General features: G+C 71.0%; 12 protein-coding genes. 3 read left to right on the forward strand and 9 right to left on the reverse strand.

The annotated features are described in order from the left end of the window. Window positions 1-185 precede the first annotated feature (185 nt). A complete protein-coding gene (locus tag HEP75_RS06500) occupies window positions 186-1,568 on the reverse strand; it encodes an L-serine ammonia-lyase (RefSeq protein WP_185815687.1) in 1,383 nt (460 codons plus the stop codon). Window positions 1,569-1,658: 90 nt separating this feature from the next. Here HEP75_RS06500 and HEP75_RS06505 point away from each other — a divergent pair, with 90 nt between their 5' ends. Next, entirely contained in the window at window positions 1,659-1,889 is a 231-nt protein-coding gene (locus tag HEP75_RS06505; RefSeq protein ID WP_185825868.1) for a glutaredoxin family protein, read from the forward strand. Window positions 1,890-2,309: 420 nt separating this feature from the next. On the opposite strand, the gene HEP75_RS06510 is transcribed toward HEP75_RS06505, so the two are convergent. Genes HEP75_RS06510 through HEP75_RS06520 form a run of 3 tightly spaced genes read right to left on the reverse strand, consistent with a single transcriptional unit; the run spans window position 2,310 to window position 4,119 of the window. Then, a complete protein-coding gene (locus HEP75_RS06510) occupies window positions 2,310-2,876 on the reverse strand; it encodes a YceI family protein (protein WP_185822593.1) in 567 nt (188 codons plus the stop codon). Between the two features lie 11 nt (window positions 2,877-2,887). Further along, window positions 2,888-3,454, reverse strand: coding sequence for a cytochrome b (locus HEP75_RS06515; RefSeq protein ID WP_185815690.1), 567 nt, complete (start codon window positions 3,452-3,454; stop codon window positions 2,888-2,890). Continuing rightward, complete coding sequence (locus HEP75_RS06520) at window positions 3,451-4,119, reverse strand: YceI family protein (RefSeq protein ID WP_185825869.1); 669 nt, start codon at window positions 4,117-4,119, stop codon at window positions 3,451-3,453. The genes HEP75_RS06515 and HEP75_RS06520 overlap by 4 nt, the downstream gene beginning before the upstream one ends. Window positions 4,120-4,357: 238 nt before the next feature. Here HEP75_RS06520 and HEP75_RS06525 point away from each other — a divergent pair, with 238 nt between their 5' ends. Continuing rightward, the gene (locus HEP75_RS06525; protein WP_185826518.1) at window positions 4,358-7,960 is read left to right on the forward strand and encodes an ATP-binding protein; all 3,603 of its coding nucleotides are present in this window, start codon (window positions 4,358-4,360) and stop codon (window positions 7,958-7,960) included. A 184-nt stretch (window positions 7,961-8,144) separates the two neighbouring features. Continuing rightward, window positions 8,145-11,660 carry an ATP-binding protein gene (locus tag HEP75_RS06530; RefSeq protein WP_185825870.1) on the forward strand — a complete coding sequence of 1,172 codons (3,516 nt, stop codon included), beginning with the start codon at window positions 8,145-8,147 and terminating at the stop codon, window positions 11,658-11,660. Between the two features lie 120 nt (window positions 11,661-11,780). On the opposite strand, the gene mdtD is transcribed toward HEP75_RS06530, so the two are convergent. From mdtD to HEP75_RS06555, 5 genes are all read right to left on the reverse strand, one after another. Then, window positions 11,781-13,211, reverse strand: coding sequence for a multidrug transporter subunit MdtD (gene mdtD / locus HEP75_RS06535; protein WP_185825871.1), 1,431 nt, complete (start codon window positions 13,209-13,211; stop codon window positions 11,781-11,783). 825 nt (window positions 13,212-14,036) lie between these two features. After that, the gene (gene hemE, locus HEP75_RS06540; RefSeq protein ID WP_185825872.1) at window positions 14,037-15,107 is read right to left on the reverse strand and encodes a uroporphyrinogen decarboxylase; all 1,071 of its coding nucleotides are present in this window, start codon (window positions 15,105-15,107) and stop codon (window positions 14,037-14,039) included. A 10-nt stretch (window positions 15,108-15,117) separates the two neighbouring features. Beyond that, window positions 15,118-15,372: a WGR domain-containing protein gene (locus HEP75_RS06545; RefSeq protein ID WP_185815696.1), complete on the reverse strand. Its 255-nt coding sequence runs from the start codon at window positions 15,370-15,372 to the stop codon at window positions 15,118-15,120. 388 nt (window positions 15,373-15,760) lie between these two features. Further along, window positions 15,761-16,903 (reverse strand): 3-dehydroquinate synthase, encoded by a 1,143-nt coding sequence (gene aroB / locus HEP75_RS06550; protein WP_185825873.1) that lies wholly within the window; start codon window positions 16,901-16,903, stop codon window positions 15,761-15,763. After that, on the reverse strand, window positions 16,900-17,442 hold the full coding sequence (locus HEP75_RS06555; RefSeq protein WP_185825874.1) for a shikimate kinase: 543 nt from the start codon (window positions 17,440-17,442) through the stop codon (window positions 16,900-16,902). The genes aroB and HEP75_RS06555 overlap by 4 nt, the downstream gene beginning before the upstream one ends. Window positions 17,443-17,765 lie beyond the last annotated feature (323 nt).

A 17,765-nucleotide genomic window follows, 5' to 3' on the forward strand; every position in this document is an offset into this window, starting at 1 on the left:
ATCGCGACGGCCGCAAGGCCTGTCATCCAGGCAGGTCCGACCCGCGGGGCGCGGTGGCGCGCAGCCCATGCCGCGTCGCCGTGCCGGCGTTGCGCTCGGTCCGACTGCGCGCGCCGACGTGGCCCAGGCATGCGCCGCAGCGGTGCGATCCGCTCGGACATGGACGGCACGCCGGCAGCATCATCTCAGCACTCGATCACGTTCACTGCGAGCCCGCCGCGGCTGGTTTCCTTGTACTTGTCCTGCATGTCGCGGCCGGTGTCGCGCATGGTCCGGATCACCTTGTCCAGCGATACCTTGTGCTTGCCGTCGCCGCGCATGGCCATGCGGCTGGCGTTGATCGCTTTCACCGCGCCCATCGCATTGCGCTCGATGCACGGGATCTGCACCAGCCCGCCGATCGGGTCGCAGGTCAGGCCGAGGTTGTGTTCCATGCCGATCTCTGCGGCGTTCTCGATCTGCCCCGGCTTGCCGCCGAGCGCGGCGACCAGGCCGCCGGCGGCCATCGAGCAGGCCACGCCGACTTCGCCCTGGCAACCGACTTCGGCGCCGGAGATGGAGGCGTTTTCCTTGTACAGGATGCCGATCGCCGCGGCAGTCAGCAGGAAATCGAAGATGCGTTGTTCGTCGCTGCCCGGGCAGAAACGGTCGAAGTAGTGCAGCACCGACGGAATGATCCCCGCCGCGCCGTTGGTCGGTGCGGTGACCACGCGCCCGCCGGCGGCGTTCTCTTCGTTGACCGCCAGCGCGTACAGGTTGACCCAGTCCAGCGTGGTCAGCGGATCGCGCATCGCCGCTTCCGGCTTGGACGACAGCTCGCGGTACAGCGCCGGCGCGCGGCGCGACACGTGCAGGCCGCCGGGCAGCGTGCCTTCCTCGCGGATGCCGCGCGCCACGCAGGCCTGCATCGCATTCCACAGTTCGCGCAGGCCGTCGCGGATCTCGTCCTCGCTGCGCCAGCACTTCTCGTTCTCGAACATCAGCGCGGCGATGCTCAGGCCGCTGCGCGCGGCTTGCGCCAGCAATTCGTCGCCGCTCTTGAACGGGTACGGCAGCGGCGTTTCGTCGGCGACGATGCGGTCGTCGGCGGCGTCGTCCTGGTTGACCACGAAGCCGCCGCCGACCGAGTAGTAGTCGCGCGTGGCGATCACTTCGTCGTCGGCGGCATAGGCGGTGAAGCGCATGCCGTTGGTGTGGTACGGCAGCTTCTGGCGCTTGTTCAGCGCCAGGTCGCGCTTCTCGTCGAAGGCGATGCTGTGCTGGCCCATCAGGTTGATGCGCTTGCTGCCGCGGATGCGCTCCAGCGTGCTCGGAATGATGTCCGGGTCGATCAGGTTCGGGCGCTGGCCTTCCAGGCCCAGCAGCACCGCCTTGTCGGTGCCGTGGCCGCGCCCGGTCAGCGCCAGCGAGCCGAACACCTCGGCGCGGATCCGCACCACCTCGCCGAGCCGGCCCGGATCCAGCAGCCAGCGGTGCACGAAGCGCTCGGCCGCACGCATCGGCCCCACGGTGTGCGAGGAACTCGGCCCGATGCCGATCTTGAACAGGTCGAAGGTGCTGACAGCCATACGTGCCGGAGAGGTGGAAGGCCAAAGACCATCTATTCTATGCCCCCGGCGCACTGCGCACGCCCGCAACGCAGCATCGGAGCCGCGGCCATGTCCCTGACCCTGTACCAGCGCGACGACTGCCACCTGTGCGACCAGGCCCTGCTGGTCCTGGCGCAGGCGCGCGTGGCCGACCTGGAAAGCGTTTTCATCGACGGCGACCCGGCATTGGAGGCGCGCTACGGCGAGCGGGTGCCGGTGCTGCGCGACGCCGGTGGTCGCGAGCTGGGGTGGCCGTTCGATCTGCGTCGGGTGGCGGACTGGCTGACGCTGCAGGACTGAGCGGCTCTGCTTCAAGCCGCGCGCACGCGACGCGCTGCCGCGATGATCCGCAGTCGAGCGATTCCGCGTTGCGGCGAAGCTACGCCTTGCGAGCGGCCTGTTGCCAGACGGCAGGCGCGCCGCGGTGCAGATCCTCGCTTGCCGGCGCCGCGTCTGCATGCCATGCGAAACAGCAGATCATCGTGCCGTCGCTGCGGGTGGGGGCCGGATGCATGCCGGCCTTGCGCAATACGCGCAGGTAGGCCAGGTTCTGCGGAGACGCCGTGCGATCGCGTGCTGCAGGCCCAGTTCCTGCCGCGCATAGGCCAGCAAGGCATGCGCCTCGCCGCGCGCCGCGCCGGTCCAGGCACAAAAAAAGCGGCGGACCCGACGAGGGAATCCGCCGCCCAGTGGCCGCGTGCCGCTGCGGCCGGTGGCGAATCACTTCGCCTTGAACACGACCTTGGTGCTGATCGCGGTTTCGTTGGGAATGGTCTTGGTGTCGGCCCAGTCGCCGCCGCCGACGCCGAAGTCCAGGCGCTTGACGGTGGCCTTGCCGGCCAGCACCGGCTGCGCGCCCGGGGTCCAGGTGAAGGTCAGGGTCACCGGCTTGGACACGCCGCGCAGTTCCAGGGTGCCGTCGGCGGCGTACTGGTTGTTGCCCAGCGAACGGAACTTGTCGGCGCGGTAGTGGGCGGTGGCGAACTTGGCCACGTTGAAAAAGTCCGGCCCCTGCAATGTGGAGTCGCGGTCGCCATTGCCGCTCTTGGCGCCGGCCAGCGGAATCGCCACGTCGAGCTTGGCGCCGGCCAGGTTGGCCGGGTCGAAGCTGAGCTTGGTGTCGAAGCCGGGGAACTGGCCGGTGAACACTTCGCCGTCGTACTTGCTGGCGAACACCAGGCTCGAGCCCGGCGCCTGCACGTAATCGGCGGCGAACGCGGGGGCGGCGGCGAGCATCGCCACCAGGCTGGCGGCAACGGCGGCGGGGGAGGCGAAACGGGACGACATGATGGAACTCCTCAGGATTTGGGGGTCAGCCAGCCGCGCGGCAACATCCGCGCCAGGGTGGCATCGCGTTGGAACAGGTGGTGGTAGAAGGCGGCGCCGGCATGCGCCAGCACCACCGCGATCAGGATCCAGAAGCCCCATTCGTGCAGCGCATGCGACAGATCGCGCAGGTGCGCGTCGGGCGCGCTGAGCTTGGGCACGGCGACCAGGCCGAACCAGCGGAACGGACGCAGGCCGCTGGTCGAGTCGTACAGCCAGCCGGACAGCGGCATGGCGAAGATCAGCACGTACAGCAGCACGTGGGTGGCGCTGGCGATGCGTTCCTGCCAGCTCGGCGTGCCCGGCACCGGCTTGGGCGCGCCGGCATACAGGCGCCAGCCCAGGCGTGCGATCACCAGCGCCAGCACGGTCAGGCCGAGCGACTTGTGCGCGGTGTAGACCCAGAAGTACTTGGGCGTCTTCGGCAGCTCGCCCATGGTCAGGCCGACCACGCCCAGCAGCAGGATCAAGGCGGCGATCAGCCAATGCAGGGTCTGGCTGACGCCGCCCCAACGCTCGGCGGTGTTCTTGGCGGTCATGGCGTGGATTCCTGGTTGGCGCTGGGGCTGGGCGGCGGAGTGGGGGTGTCGGCGGCGGGCGCGTCCGCCGGCGGCGGGTCGGCGTCGGCGCGGCCGTCGCGGGTGGCCTCGGCCTCGATGCGCAGTTCGACCGTGGCGCCGATCACCGACGGCCAGGCGGCGATGCCGAAGTCGGCGCGCTGCAGCGTGGTGGTGGCGGAAAAGCCCACGGTGCGGCGGAACGGCGGCAGCGGATGCCGCTTCAGCGCGTTGAGGGTCACGTCCAGCGCGATCTCGCGGCTGACCCCGTGCAGGGTCAGCGTGCCGAACACCTTGGCGTGGGTGGCGTCGATCGGTTCGATCCGGGTGGAAACGAAGCGCGCCTCGGGGAAACGCTCGCCGTCGACCAGGTTGTGCGCCAGCGCGGCGCGGTTCCATTTGTCGTCGCCCAGGTCCAGGCGCTGCAGCGGCACCCGCGCGTCCAGCCGCGCGCTGCGCCAGTCGTCCGGGTCGAACGCCAGCGTGCCGGTGCTGCCGGACACGGCGCCCAGCGCCTTGGAGAAGCCGGCGTGCTCGATCGCGAACAGCACGCGGGTGTGCACCGGGTCCAGCGCGTACTGCGCCGGGGCGGCCAGTGCGGCGGTCGGCAGGGTCAGCAGCAGGGCGATCAGGCAGCGCTGGAGCATGGGTGGGCCAGGCAGAAGGAGTAGCCGGGATTCTAGGCGCAGTCCGCGGCGCTTGCGCCAGCGCGCGGCGCAATGGTTCGTTGCGTGACGCGGCGGGTGGGATTTTGCGGCCCCCCGCGGTATAAGAACGCTGCCGCATCAAGGCGGCACGGAGCGGTCGCGCTGTCTGCGGCCGGCCCCGGCAGTGCGCCGGTGTTCATCCGCCGCCGATCGTTCACTGCCGCCGGAGCCGATGTCGATGCAAATTCCATGTCCTCGACGCCTGCGCCGCGGCTGGACGCTCGCCTGGCTGCTGCTGTTGCTGGCCGGTTGCTGCGCCAGTGCGCTGGCGGCGGTGCCGGAGCTGCCGCGGTTCCGCGTGCTGGGCGCCGAGCATGGGCTGCCGTCCAGCGAAATCTCTCGGCTGGCGCTGGACCGCGACGGCTACCTGTGGATCGCCAGCGGCGACGGCCTGGCCCGCTACGACGGGCGCGAATTCCGCATCTGGCGCCACGACCCGGACGATCCGCAGTCGCTGCGCTGCAACTACGTGCAGGAACTGCACATCGATGCGCGCAACCGGGTCTGGGTGGCCTGCGAAGGCGGCGGTCTGAGCATGCTCGATACCGCGCGCCGCGGATTCCGCCATTTCAACATGGCCACGCAACCGGCGATGCGCAGCGACGAGGTGTTCGCGATCGCCAGCCGCGGCGACGAGGTGGTGTTCGGCACCTACGCCGGCGGCCTGTACCGGGTGCCAGCGGACGGACGCGTGCAGCGCATCCAGGCCGGCGACAGCGAGGTCGATGCGATGCTCGACGGCGCGATCGTCGGCCTGGGCTTCGATGCGGCCGGGGTGCTGTGGATCGGCACCTTCAAGGGCATGGTGCGCTACGACGGCAAGCGCGCCAGCGCCTACCGCCTGCCCGGTCCCACGGATGCGCCGCAGAAGGTCGCGGCGGTGATCGCGCTGTCCGACGGCCTGTGGGTCAGCACCAACAGCGAGCTGTACCGGCTTGGCCACGATGGCCGCTGGCAGCGTGCCGACTGGACCGGCGCGTTGCAGCGCGGGGTGCTGTGCATGGCCGAGGACGGCAACGGCGGCTATTGGCTCGGCAACGGCCAGGGGCTGTGGCACAAGCCGGCCGACGGCGCGTTGCGGCGCATCGCCGAGGGCGAGGCGGCGGTGGCCGGCGCCAACGTGGTTGTGAGCATGCTGCGCGACAAGGAGGGCGGACTGTGGGTGTCGTTGCCGACCCGCGGCCTGGGCTACCTGCGCCCGGGCTGGCGGCGGCTGGCGGTGCTGGGGCCGGCGCACGGCCTGGCGCCGGACCTGTATGCCGGCCTGGCACCGGCCCGCGACGGCGGCGTGTGGCTGGCCGGGACCGGCGGCAATGTGTACCGGCTGCAGCCGGCCAGCGGCGAATTGAGCAAGCCGCAGTGGACGCCCAGCCTGCCCGGCGTGCGCGTGCTGTCGGTACTGGAAGACACGGCCGGCGACCTGTGGCTGGGCAGCAGCGCCCAGTTGCTGCGCGGCCCTGCCTACGGCGGCGCGCTGAAAAGCTGGGGGCGTGCGTCGGCGGCCGACGCGACCCCCGACATCGGCGTCAACAGCTGGTTGCGCCAGCGCGCCGACGGCACCTTGTGGGTGGCCGCGCCCGGGTTCGGCGTGCAGGTGCGCGCGCTCGCCGACGGCCACGTGCTGGACAACATCCATGGTCCGCAACGCGGGCTGGCCGCCGCCGCCGATATCGCCGCGTTCGACCTGGCGCCGGACGGCACGCCGTGGCTGGCCGCCGAGCGCTTGCACTATTGGGATACCGCCGCCGGGCAGTTCCGCGCTCCGCCGGAATTCGCCGGCGAACGGGTGCAGTCGTTCGCCTTCGCCGATGCGCAGACCCTGTGGCTGCATCGCCTGTCCGGGCTCGAGCTGTGGCGCCGCGAGGGCGGGCACTGGCAGCAGGCGCATCGCTATGCGGCGGCCGAGGGCGTGCCGCCGACCGAGTCGCAGGGCCTGGTCGTCGATCAGCAGGGACGCGCCTGGCTGGGTACGCGCCGCGGCCTGTTCCGGATCGATCCGCGGCACACGCCCGCGGTGCGCGCGTTCGGTACCCGCAACGGATTGAGCAGCCAGGAAGTGGTCAAGCGCGGGCTGTTGATGGCGGCCGACGGGGTGCTGGTGGCGGCCGCCGCCGATGGCAGCGTGGCACTGCTGGATACGCGGCTGCCGGACCCGCCGCAGGTGCCGCTGACGCTGAGCGTGGAGAGCGTGCAGGTGCGCCGCGGCGAGCGGCTGCTGGCGCTGCCGGTGAGCGGCGGTTTCGCCCTGCAGCCGGACGATCGCGATCTGCGCGTGGTGGCGCGGCTGCTGTCGTTCGTCGATCCGGAAGGCATCGTCTACCGTTTCCGCCTGCCCGGCTACGACCGCGACTGGGTCGCGGTCGGCGCCACCGGCGAGCGCACGCTGCCGCAGTTGCCGGCCGGCGCGCAGGTGCTCGAAGTACAGGCGCGCACCCGCAACGGCGCCTGGTCGCCGACGCTGCGGCTGCCGTTCCGGGTGTATCCGCCGTGGTGGCGCAGCGTCTGGGGCATCGCCGGGCTGCTCGCCGCCGCCGCGCTGCTGGTGCTGGCCTCACTGCGCGCCTACCGCCGCCGCCTGCGCCGCCAGCATTCCTGGCAACTGGCGCTGCACAAGCAGGAAGTGGCCGAGCAGGCGTCGCTGGCCAAGACCCGTTTCCTGGCCACGCTGGGGCACGAGGTGCGCACGCCGATGACCGGCGTGCTGGGCATGAGCGAACTGCTGCTGGCCACGCCGCTGGATCCCAAGCAGCGCGGCTATACCGAATCGATCCGCCGCGCCGGCACGCACCTGCTGCACCTGGTCAACGATGCGCTGGACCTGGCGCGGATCGAGGCCGGGCGCCTGCAACTGGACCTGCAGCCGTTCGCGTTGCAGGCGCTGATCGCCGACGTGGTGAACCTGATGGCGCCGCTGGCGCAGGCGCGCGGCCTGCGCTTCGAATGCCACGACACCTTGCCGGGCGCGGTGACCGTCAACGGCGACGCGGTGCGGGTGCGGCAGATCCTGCTCAATCTGATCGGCAATGCGATCAAGTTCACCGCCAGCGGCTCGGTGACCTTGCACGTGTCGCCGCTGCACAGCGGACACGGGCTGTGCGTGGAGGTTGCCGACACCGGCCCGGGCATCAGCGCCGAGCAGCAGGCGCGGCTGTTCCAGCGTTTCGAGCAGGGCGAAGGCCCGCGCACCGCCGCCCGCTACGGCGGCAGCGGTCTGGGTCTGGCGATCAGCCAGGAATTGGCGATGGCGATGGGCGGGCGCATCCAGGTCGACAGCCGGCTCGGGCACGGCGCGCGCTTCCGGGTGACGCTGCCGCTGCGCTGGCAGGCGCGGCCTGCCGAGGCGGCGACGGTGGTGCCGTTGCCGGCGCGGGCCCAGGCGCCGCTGCGGATCCTGCTGGTCGAGGACGAACCGACCGTGGCCCAGGTGATGGCCGAACTGCTGCGCAGCCGCGGCCATCATGTGGCCTGCGCGGCGCATGGCCTGGAAGCGTTGACCGAAGTAAGCCAGGGCACGTTCGATTTAGGCCTGCTGGACCTGGACCTGCCGGCGCTGGACGGCCTGGCGCTGGCGCGGCAATTGCGCGCGCTCGGCTACGACTTTCCGCTGATCGCGGTGACTGCGCGTTCCGACGGCGAGGCCGAGGCCGCCGCCAAGGCGGCCGGTTTCGCCTGTTTCGTGCGTAAGCCAGTCACCGGCGACATGTTGGCCGAGGCGATCGGAGCAGTGATGGATGTTGAAGCCGGGACTCGGGACGCGGGACCGGGGACGCGGGAAGCGTAAGGTCTCGCCGGACGGCGCAGTGGATTCGCAGGCAACGCGTGCGACGCTTCGAGTCCCGAGTCCCGAGTCCCGAGCCCACCATCCGTCTGTTGCCAGCGGCGGCGCTTATCGCCGACGATGGCGGCGGGCATCGGGGGACACGGCGCCCATGCACAAGGGGACGAGGATGCGGTCGAGACGGATCTTGGGATGGCTACTGCTGCTGTGGTCGACGGCGCTCGTGGCGGCGGTGCCGCCGACCCCGCAGCCGCGCCAGTTGACCGTGGCCGACGGGTTGCCGTCCAACAGCATCAACGGCTTCGCCGAAGACCAACTCGGCTACCTGTGGCTGGCCAGCAGCGACGGCTTGGCGCGCTTCGACGGGCGCGGCTACCGCATCTGGCGGATCGAGGACGGGCTGCGCGACAACAAGATCTGGACCGTGCACGTGGATGCGCAGAACCGGGTCTGGTTCGGCACCCAGAACGCTGGCCTGGGCATGCTCTCGGCCGACCGGCGCACGTTCCGCTATTACGACCGCAGCAACTACCCGCAGATCGGCGGCGCCACGGTCTGGGCGATCGCGTCCACTCCCGACGGCAGCCTCTGGTTCGGCACCGCCAACGGCGGCCTGGACCGGCTGCAGGCGGACGGCAAACTGAGCCGCTACATGCCGATGCCGGGCGACGAGCGCAGCCTGCCATCGCCGGTGGTGACCTCGCTGGCGACTACGCCCGACGGCACGCTGTGGGTGGGGACGCGCGGCGGCGTGGCGCGCTGGACCGGGCACGATTTCGAACGACTGCCGGCCTCGGCGCTGCCGCGGCCGGAGGTACAGGGCCTGACCCCCGAGCGCGACGGCTCGCTGTGGGTGGCCAGCCAGGGCGGTGTGCGCCTGCTGCGCACCGACGGCAGCGCGGTGGCGCCGTACTGGCGCAACATGCCGAGCGAGAGCGTGCTGGGGATGCTGGTCCACGACCGCCACGGCAATCGCTGGTTCGACACCATGGACGGCCTGGGCCGCGAGGGCGATGTCGGGCAGATCCGCAACGTGCCGCTGTACAGCAATTCCGCGCACGGCTTGGTCAAGCCCAATTGGTCGCTGGCGTTCGAGGATCGCGAAGGCGATCTGTGGTTCGCCAGCTTCAATGCCGGCCTGTGGTATCTGCCGGCCAACTGGCGGCAGTTCTCGGTGCTGTCGTACCGGGTCGACGATCCGGACTCGATGGGCAATCCCTACGTGATGGCGACCGCAGCATCGCGCGATGGCGGGGTCTGGCTGACGGGCACGCGCGGCATGCTGGACAAGCTGGATCCCGGCACCGGTGCGGTGCGCCACCACATCACCGCGCTGTTCGGCCGCGAATGGTCGCGCGTGCTGGGCGAGGATGCGCAGGGCCGGGTGTGGGCGGCGGCCGCGGCGGCGGTGTTGCGTTACGACCCGGTCAGCGGCGAGGTGCGGCGCTGGGGCAAGCAGGATGGCGCCGATGCGCCGATACCCGGTGAAATCGACCGGCTGGTGCTCAGCGGCGACGGCCGCCTGTGGTTGTTCGGCGAGTTCGGCGGCGCCCAGGTCCGCGACCTGGACGGGCACGTGCTGCGCAACATCGCCCCGGGCGCCGACGGGCTGCCGTCGGAGCTGACCGTGGACGATGCCCGGCCCGGCCCGCTGGGCCAGCCCTGGGTGCTCGGCCAATACGGCGTGCTGGCCTGGGACCCGACCAGCGAGCGTTTCGCGCCGGTGCCGGGCGCGCCGACGCGGCCGCTGAGCGCCTTCACCATCACCGATGGCAACGTGGTGTGGCTGGCCAGCCTCGGCCGCCTGGAACGCTATCTGTGGGACGGCGAGCGGCTGAGCCTGCTCGACCGCATCGACGCCGAGCAGGAGTTCCCGTCGCTGGCGCCGAACGGCATCGTGGTCGATGCCAGCGGCGTGGCCTGGTTGAGCAGCGTGCGCGGCCTGATCCGGGTCGATCCGGCGAGCAAGGCGATCCGCTCCTACGGCGTGCGCGACGGCCTGCCCAACCAGGAATTCCGCGCCCAGACCCTGATCCAGGCGCGCAGCGGGCAGATCCTCGGCGGCACCCCGGACGGGGTGGTGCTGTTCGAGCCGTCGCAGGTGGTGCCGTCGCGGCGGCAGCCGCCGCTGGTGATCGAACGCATCGGCGTGCGCCGCGGCGAGCGCGCGCTGGATCTGCTGCATGCCGGCAGCATCGCCCTGCAGGAAGGCGACCGCGACCTGCACGTGGTCGCGCGCCTGCTGTCGTTCTCCGACACCGACGCCAACACCTACCGGTTCCGGCTCAGCGGCTACGACCCGGACTGGGTGGACGTTGGTGCCAGCGGCGAGCGCCTGTTCTCGCGCCTGCCGTCGGGCCACTACACCCTGGAAATGCAGGCGCGCACCGCCGACAAGGTGTGGTCGAAGGTGACCACGCTGCGCTTTCGCGTGTTGCCGCCATGGTGGCGCAGCCCCTGGGGCATGGCCGGGCTGGCCTTGCTGGCGCTGTTGGCATTGTGGCTGGCGTCCTATCTGTACCGGCGGCGCCTGCGCCGTCGCAATGCCTGGCAACTGGCGCTGCACAAGCAGGAGCTGGCCGAGCAGGCCTCGCTGGCCAAGACCCGCTTCCTAGCCACGCTGGGCCACGAAGTGCGCACGCCGATGACCGGCGTGCTGGGCATGAGCGAACTGTTGCTGGCCACGCCGCTGGACCCCAAACAGCGCGGCTATACCGACTCGATCCGCCGCGCCGGCGCGCACCTGCTGCGCCTGGTCAACGATGCGCTGGACCTGGCGCGGATCGAGGCCGGGCGCCTGGAACTGGACCAGCAGCCGTTCGACCTGATCCAGCTGATCGGCGAGCTGGAGGCGATGATGGCGCCGATGGCGCACAGCCGCGGCCTGGCCTTCGCCCTGGACAACGCGATGCCCGCGGCGGTGACCGCCAGCGGCGATGCGACCCGGGTGCGGCAGATCCTGCTGAACCTGCTCAACAACGCGATCAAGTTCACCGACCACGGCGGGGTGACCCTGCGCGTGGCGCCGCTGCACGACAGCCACGGCGTGCGTTTCGAGGTCGCCGATACCGGACCGGGCATCAACGCCGAGCAGCAGGCGCGGCTGTTCCAGCGCTTCGAACAGGCCGACGGCCCGCGCACCGCCGCCCGCTACGGCGGCAGCGGCCTGGGCCTGGCGATCTGCCAGGAACTGGCGGTGGCGATGGGCGGCCGCGTGGAACTGCACAGCAAGCTCGGCGTCGGCACCCGTTTCATCGTCGACCTGCCGCTGCCGTGGACCCCGCAAGCGCTGCATCCGGCTGCACGCAGCGAGCGCGAGGCCCTGGCGGCGACGCAGCCGCTGCATATCCTGCTGGTCGAGGACGACCCCACTGTTGCCGAAGTCGTCAGTGGCCTGCTCAGCGCGCGCGGGCACCACATCACCCATGCCGCGCATGCGCTGGCGGCGCTGACCGAAGCGGCCGGCAACCGCTTCGACGTGGCGCTGCTCGACCTGGACCTGCCCGGCCTGGACGGCCTGGCGCTGGCGCGGCAGCTGCGCGTGTTCGGCTACGAGATGCCGCTGATCGCGGTCACCGCCCGCGCCGACGCCGACGCCGAACCGCAGGCCCGCGCCGCCGGCTTCGACGGCTTCCTGCGCAAGCCGGTGACGGGAGACATGCTGGCCGAGGCGATCGAGGCAGTGCTTGGGGGCCGGGAATAGGGAATGGAGAAACGGGAATAGGGAAAAGCAGGGCGCCGCGAGCGTGTAGTGTCAGAGGCGAGGGAGGCAGCTTTTGTTTTTCGATTCCCCATTCCCGTTTCTCCATTCCCAGCCTCACAGCTATTCAGCCACTTCCTCCACCTTGTTCGGATGCGGCCGCGTATCCGGCAGTTGCCAGAAGATCAGGGTCGAGGTCAGGGTGATCGCGCCGACGCAGACGAAGGTCGCGTGCAGCGCGGCGGTGGCGCCGTGGCTGTCGCCGAGGTGGTCGTTGAAGGCCGCCAGCAGGCTGCCCGCGGCGGCGGCACCGAAGCCGGTGGCCAGCATCATCACCATCGACAGCAGGCTGTTGCCGGCGCTGGCCTGGTCGCGGTCCAGGTCGCGCAGGGTCACTGTGTTCATGACCGTGAACTGCAGCGAGTTGACCGCGCCGAACAGCGCCAGCTGCAGCAGTCGCCAGCCCAGCGGCTGGCCGGCGTCGAACAGCATGAAGCTGGCCATCGCCACGCCGACCAGCACGGTGTTGGTCATCAGCACCCGGCGATAGCCGTAGTGCTCCACCAGTTTCACCGCTGCGCGCTTGGCGGCCATGCCGGCCAGCGCCACCGGGATCATCATCAGGCCCGCGCGCATCGGACTCATGCCCAGGCCGACCTGCAGCAACAGCGGGATCAGGAACGGCATGCTGCCGCTGCCCACGCGCGCGAACAGGTTGCCGAGGATGCCGATGCGGAAGCTGATCACCTTGAAAAGGTGCAGCGGGAACAGCGCTGCCGGCGCGTTGGCCGCGTGCAGCCAATAGCCGATCAGCGCGGCCAGGCCGGCGATGGCCAGCAGCATCACGAACGCATGGCGCAGGCCCAGCTCGGAAATCCCGTCCAGCGCCAGCGACAGCGCGATCATGCCGAACGCCAGCATCGCATAGCCGATCAGGTCGAAGCGGGTGCGCTGCTCGCCGTGGAAATCGGGCATCACCTTCAGCGCCGCGGCGAAGCCGATCGCGCCGATCGGCAGGTTGATCAGGAACACCCAGTGCCACGACGCCACCTGCACCAGCCAGCCGCCGAGGGTCGGCCCGACCAGCGGCCCGATCAGCGCCGGGATCGCGATGAAGCTCATCGCGCTCAGGAACTGCTCGCGCGATACCGAGCGCATCACCGCCAGGCGCCCGACCGGCAGCAGCATCGCCCCGCCGATGCCTTGCAGCACGCGCGCGGCGACCAGGTAGGGCAGGCGCGGCGCCGCGGCGCACAGCAGCGAGCCGAGGGTGAACAGCACGATCGCGGCCAGGAAGGTGCGGCGCGTGCCGTAGCGGTCGGCGATCCAGCCCGAGGCGGGGATGAACATCGCCACCGCCAGCGCATAGCTGAACACCACCGACTGCATCTGCAGCGGGCTCTCGCCCAGGCTGCGCGCCATCGCCGGCAGCGCGGTGTTGACGATGGTCGCGTCCAGCATCTGCATGAAGATGGCCAGCGACACCAGCCACAGCAGCGGCCGGAAACTGCGGTAGTTCGGAACGGAGATCGGATCGGGGGAGGGCGCGGACATCGGCACGCACGGCAACGCGAGGGGTGCATAGGATCGCGCAGATCGCGTGGCGGCGTCGTGCAGCATCGGGCGGTTGTGGTGTGTGGCGAACACGGCAGTCCTGCTGCGATGGCGGATCGAGGCGTGTCGCGCGGGGTGCTGTCTTCGGTTCTGCCGGGGGACTTCAGTACCAAAGTTGTCCGAGCCAGTCGGGTCCACTGCTTCGTTCGTCGCGGCTGAAGCCGCTCCTACAGGGAGCTTGCGACGAGTTGGCTGGGTGCACTGTAAGAGGGGCTTCAGCCCCGACCGATGCCTGCAGTCGTCGGGTCCACCACTTCGTTCGTCGCGGCTGAAGCCGCTCCTACAGGGAGCTTGCGGCAAGCCGGCTGGATGCACTGTGGGAGGGACTTCGGCGCCGACCGATGCCTGCAGCCGTTGGGTCCGCCACTTCGTTCGTCGCGGCTGAAGCCGCTCCTACAGAGGACTTGCGGCGAGTTGGCTGGGTGCACTGTAGGAGGGGCTTCGGCCCCGACCGATGCCTGCAGCCGTCAGGTCCGCCGCTTCGTTCGTCGCGGCTGAAGCCGCTCCTACAGGGAGCTTGCGGCGAACGGGCTGGGTGCACTGTAGGAGGGGTTCAGCCCCGACCGATGCCCGCAGTCGTCGGGTCCACCACTTCGTTCGTCGCGGCTGAAGCCGCTCCTACAGGGAGCTTGCGGCGAGTTGGCTGGGTGCACTGTGGGAGGGGCTTCAGCCCCGACTGCAAGATGGCCGAGGCGGGTGTTGCGCCACGCCGCGCATCCGCAGGACGCGAGGCGCCCAGCGGATGCGGCGGCTCGGTGCGCGGCGCTATGCCTGCTCGCGGCGGCTGTGCCGCTGCACCGCGGCGACCAGGGCGCCGACGTGCTCGGGCTGCATGTCCGGCGACAGCCCATGGCCGAGGTTGAACACATGGCCGTCCGCCGAGCCGTTGCCGTCGGCATAGCTGTGCAGCACGCGCTGCACCTCGCGTTCGATCGCCGCCGGCGAGCCGTACAGCGTCGCCGGATCCAGGTTGCCCTGCAACGCGACGCGGCCGCCGGTGCGGCGCGCGGCATCGGCCAGGTCGATGGTCCAGTCCACGCCCAGGCCTTCGGCGCCGGAGGCGGCCAGTTCTTCCAGATACGGCGCATTGCCCTTGCCGAACAGGATCAGCGGGGTGCGCTCGGCGCCGTCGCCGCGCGGCAGTTCGCGGGCGATGCGCTGCAGGTAGGGCAGCGAGAACTCGCGGTACATCGCCGGGCTGAGCACGCCGCCCCAGGTATCGAATACCTGCAGCGCCTGCGCGCCGGCCGCGCGCTGCGCCGCCAGATAGGCGATCACCGCGTCGGTGTTGACCGACAGCAACTGGTGCAGCGCCGCCGGCTCGTTCAAGGCCAGCGCCTTGATCCGCGCGTAGTTGTCGCTGCCGCCGCCCTCGACCATGTAGCAGGCCAAGGTCCACGGGCTGCCGGAGAAGCCGATCAGCGGCACGCTGCCGTCCAGTTCGCGGCGGATCACCCGCACCGCGTCCATCACGTAGCGCAGCTCGGTCTCCATGTCCGGCACGCCGAGCCGGGCGATCGCCGCCGCGTCGCGCACCGGGTGCTTGAACTTCGGGCCTTCGCCTTCGACGAAATACAACTCCAGGCCCATCGCATCGGGGATGGTGAGGATGTCGGAGAACAGGATCGCCGCGTCCAGCGGGAACCGCGCCAGCGGCTGCAGGGTCACTTCGCAGGCCAGGTCCGGAGTCTTGGCCATCGCCAGGAAGCTGCCGGCGCGGGCGCGGGTGGCGCGGTACTCGGGCAGGTAGCGCCCGGCCTGGCGCATCAGCCATACGGGGGTCTGGTCCACGGGCTCGCGGCGCAGGGCGCGCAGCAGACGGTCGTTCTTGAGCATGGGGGTTTCCTTAGCGCGGGGCGTCGGCGCCGCGAATGAACATGACCTGGAAGCCGCGCTTGATTTGCGCATCGCGGGCTTTCTCGAAGGCGGCGTGGGCCTCGTCCTGCAGCAGGTACTGCTCGCGCTTGAGCTGCGCGCGGCCGCCGATCTGGCCGCTCTCGCGCAGCAGCTCCCAACTGCCGAACAGGTCCGGTTGCAGGGTCAGCTGGATGTAGCGGGGCGGCTCGTTGCCGCCGGGGCGTTGCTGTAGGAAGACGCGCATGGGCCGATTGTACCCATCGCGGGTCGCCGCGGCGTCGGCGCCGGTCGTGCGTTATGGGACGGGTTGGGAAGCGGGGTGGGTGTTTGGGCCGCGGTCGGCGGGCGGCCGCGGCCGCAGGCGGGACGCGTGCACGTGCCGGGGCCTGACGCATGGGCGGCGCGCGACATCCTGGGGCGAGCATGTCTTGGCGCAGGCCGGCGCCCCGGGCGCCGTGCAGGGCACTTGCGCATGCTGGCTGGGTGGGTGGAGTGGGAAGGGATTCGGTCCCGGCGCTGTCCGACGGCGTGATGCCCACCACGTCGTCGTCGCGATTGAAGTCGCTCCCACAGGGACTTGCGGCGCGCCGGCCGCCGAGGGCGGATTGAATGCCTCGGCGCGGCGGGCTGCGTTAGGCCGCGGCCCGCACCGCGGCGTCCAGCACCGCCAGCACCGCCGCCTCGTCCACGTCAGGCACCACCTCGGCGCGGCCGATGCCGCGCCACAGCACCAGCCGCAGGCGCCCGGCGATGTTCTTCTTGTCCAGCCGCATCCGCGCCAGCAGCGCGTGCGGCGCCAGCCCGGCCGGCAGCGCGGTGGGCAGGCCGTAGTCGGCCAGCAGCGCGCGCAGCCGTTCGCTGTCCTGCGCCGTGGACATGCCCAACTGCGCCGACAGTTCGGCGGCCAGCACCATGCCCACCGCCACTGCTTCGCCGTGGTTGAGGTTGGCGTTGCCGGGCGCGCCGTAGCCCTGTTCGGTCTCGATCGCGTGGCCGAAGGTGTGGCCGAGGTTGAGCAGGGCGCGCTCGCCCTTCTCCAGCGGGTCGCGGGTCACGATCTCGGCCTTGTGCTCGCAGCTGCGCGCGATCGCCTGCGCCAGCGCGGCCGGTTCGGCGTCCAGCAGTGCGTGGCGCTCGGCATGCAGCCATTCGAAGAACAGCGGGTCGCGGATCGCGCCGTACTTGATCACCTCGGCCAGGCCAGCGCGCAATTCGCGCGGCGGCAGGCTGCGCAGGGTGGCGGTGTCGGCCAGCACCGCGCGCGGCGGATGGAACGCGCCGACCAGGTTCTTGCCCTGGGCGATGTCCACCGCGGTCTTGCCGCCGACCGAGGAATCGACCATCGCCAGCAGCGTGGTCGGCAGCTGCACGCAGTCCACCCCGCGCATCCAGCACGCGGCGGCGAAGCCGGCCAAGTCGCCGACCACGCCGCCGCCCAGCGCCAGCACGCAGGCGTCGCGGGTGGCGCCGAGTTCGGCCAGCGCGGCGATCGCCGCGGCGAAATTGTCCAGGGTCTTGGAGGCCTCGCCGGCGGGGATGGTGAAGGCGCCGATCCGCAACTCCGGGCGCGCCGCCAGCAGCGCCTGACGCACCTGGGCGGCGTACAGCGGGGCGACGTTGCTGTCGCTGAGCAGCAGCACATGGCGGCCGCGCACGTGCTCGGCCAGGCGCGCGCCGTCGTCGAGCAGGCCGGGGCCGATGCGGATGGTGTAGGCCGGGTCGCCTTCGACCGCGACGCTGCGTTGGGGAACAGTGCTGCGTTGGGGAGCGGTCATGCAATGGGGTCCGGAAGTTTCCACGACGCGGCCAGGCGCACGACCATCTGCGCGGTGGCTTCGGCGGGATTGAGGTGGTCGGTGTCCAGGATCAGGTCGGCGACTTCCCGGTACAGCGGCTCGCGCACCGCGTGCAGCTCGTGCAGCACCCGTTCGCGGTCGCCACGCTGCAGCAGCGGGCGGCTGCGGTCGCGTTGCAGGCGCTGCAGCTGCGAGGCCACGCTGACCCGCAGGTAGACCACGAAGCCGTGTTCGCGCATCTCGCGGCGGCTGTCGGCGTCGAGCACGGCGCCGCCGCCGGTGGAAATGAGGTGGCCGGGGGTGCTGAGCACGCTTTCCAGGACGCTGCGCTCGTGCTCGCGGAAGCCGGCTTCGCCGGCATGCTCGAACAGCGAGGCGATGCTCGCGCCGGTGCGTTCGACGATGGCCTGGTCGCTATCGACGAAGACAAGGCTGAAGCGCTCGGCCAGGCGGCGGCCGATGACGCTCTTGCCGGCTCCCATCGGGCCGACCAGCACGAGATTGGGGGCGGGATTCATCCGCCGATGCTAGCAGACGTGCCGCGTGCGCAGGCCAGTTGCGCTGCTTGCATGCGTTGCGTAGCGCGTGCCGTTGCGCTTGCGGCGCAAGCGCGCCTCGATGCTGGCCGGCGCGTCTCCGCCTAGCGCGGCGTTGGCAGGCAGTCAGCTGGGACGCACGCGTGACGGTCGCGGCCCGCGCGCCCGCGCAGCCTACGCACGGCATGTGCCGCGCGGGGCTGCGGGCCGCGGCAGCGGCTGGCGTGCACCACACCGCTCGCGCCATGTCCAGACCAGCAAGGACCGGCGCCACGGCAGCCCCGCGCTGCCGCGTGCGTCGCGCC

Source organism: Xanthomonas sp. SI (genome assembly GCF_014236855.1).
In the GTDB taxonomy this organism is placed as follows: domain Bacteria; phylum Pseudomonadota; class Gammaproteobacteria; order Xanthomonadales; family Xanthomonadaceae; genus Xanthomonas_A.

Coding starts and splice junctions, on each gene's coding strand:
- HEP75_RS06500 (WP_185815687.1), bottom strand. CDS start 1,568: ATGGCTGTCAGCACCTTCGACCTGTTCAAGATCGGCATCGGGCCGAGT.
- HEP75_RS06505 (WP_185825868.1), top strand. CDS start 1,659: ATGTCCCTGACCCTGTACCAGCGCGACGACTGCCACCTGTGCGACCAG.
- HEP75_RS06510 (WP_185822593.1), bottom strand. CDS start 2,876: ATGTCGTCCCGTTTCGCCTCCCCCGCCGCCGTTGCCGCCAGCCTGGTG.
- HEP75_RS06515 (WP_185815690.1), bottom strand. CDS start 3,454: ATGACCGCCAAGAACACCGCCGAGCGTTGGGGCGGCGTCAGCCAGACC.
- HEP75_RS06520 (WP_185825869.1), bottom strand. CDS start 4,119: ATGCTCCAGCGCTGCCTGATCGCCCTGCTGCTGACCCTGCCGACCGCC.
- HEP75_RS06525 (WP_185826518.1), top strand. CDS start 4,358: ATGCAAATTCCATGTCCTCGACGCCTGCGCCGCGGCTGGACGCTCGCC.
- mdtD (WP_185825871.1), bottom strand. CDS start 13,211: ATGTCCGCGCCCTCCCCCGATCCGATCTCCGTTCCGAACTACCGCAGT.
- hemE (WP_185825872.1), bottom strand. CDS start 15,107: ATGCTCAAGAACGACCGTCTGCTGCGCGCCCTGCGCCGCGAGCCCGTG.
- HEP75_RS06545 (WP_185815696.1), bottom strand. CDS start 15,372: ATGCGCGTCTTCCTACAGCAACGCCCCGGCGGCAACGAGCCGCCCCGC.
- aroB (WP_185825873.1), bottom strand. CDS start 16,903: ATGACCGCTCCCCAACGCAGCACTGTTCCCCAACGCAGCGTCGCGGTC.
- HEP75_RS06555 (WP_185825874.1), bottom strand. CDS start 17,442: ATGAATCCCGCCCCCAATCTCGTGCTGGTCGGCCCGATGGGAGCCGGC.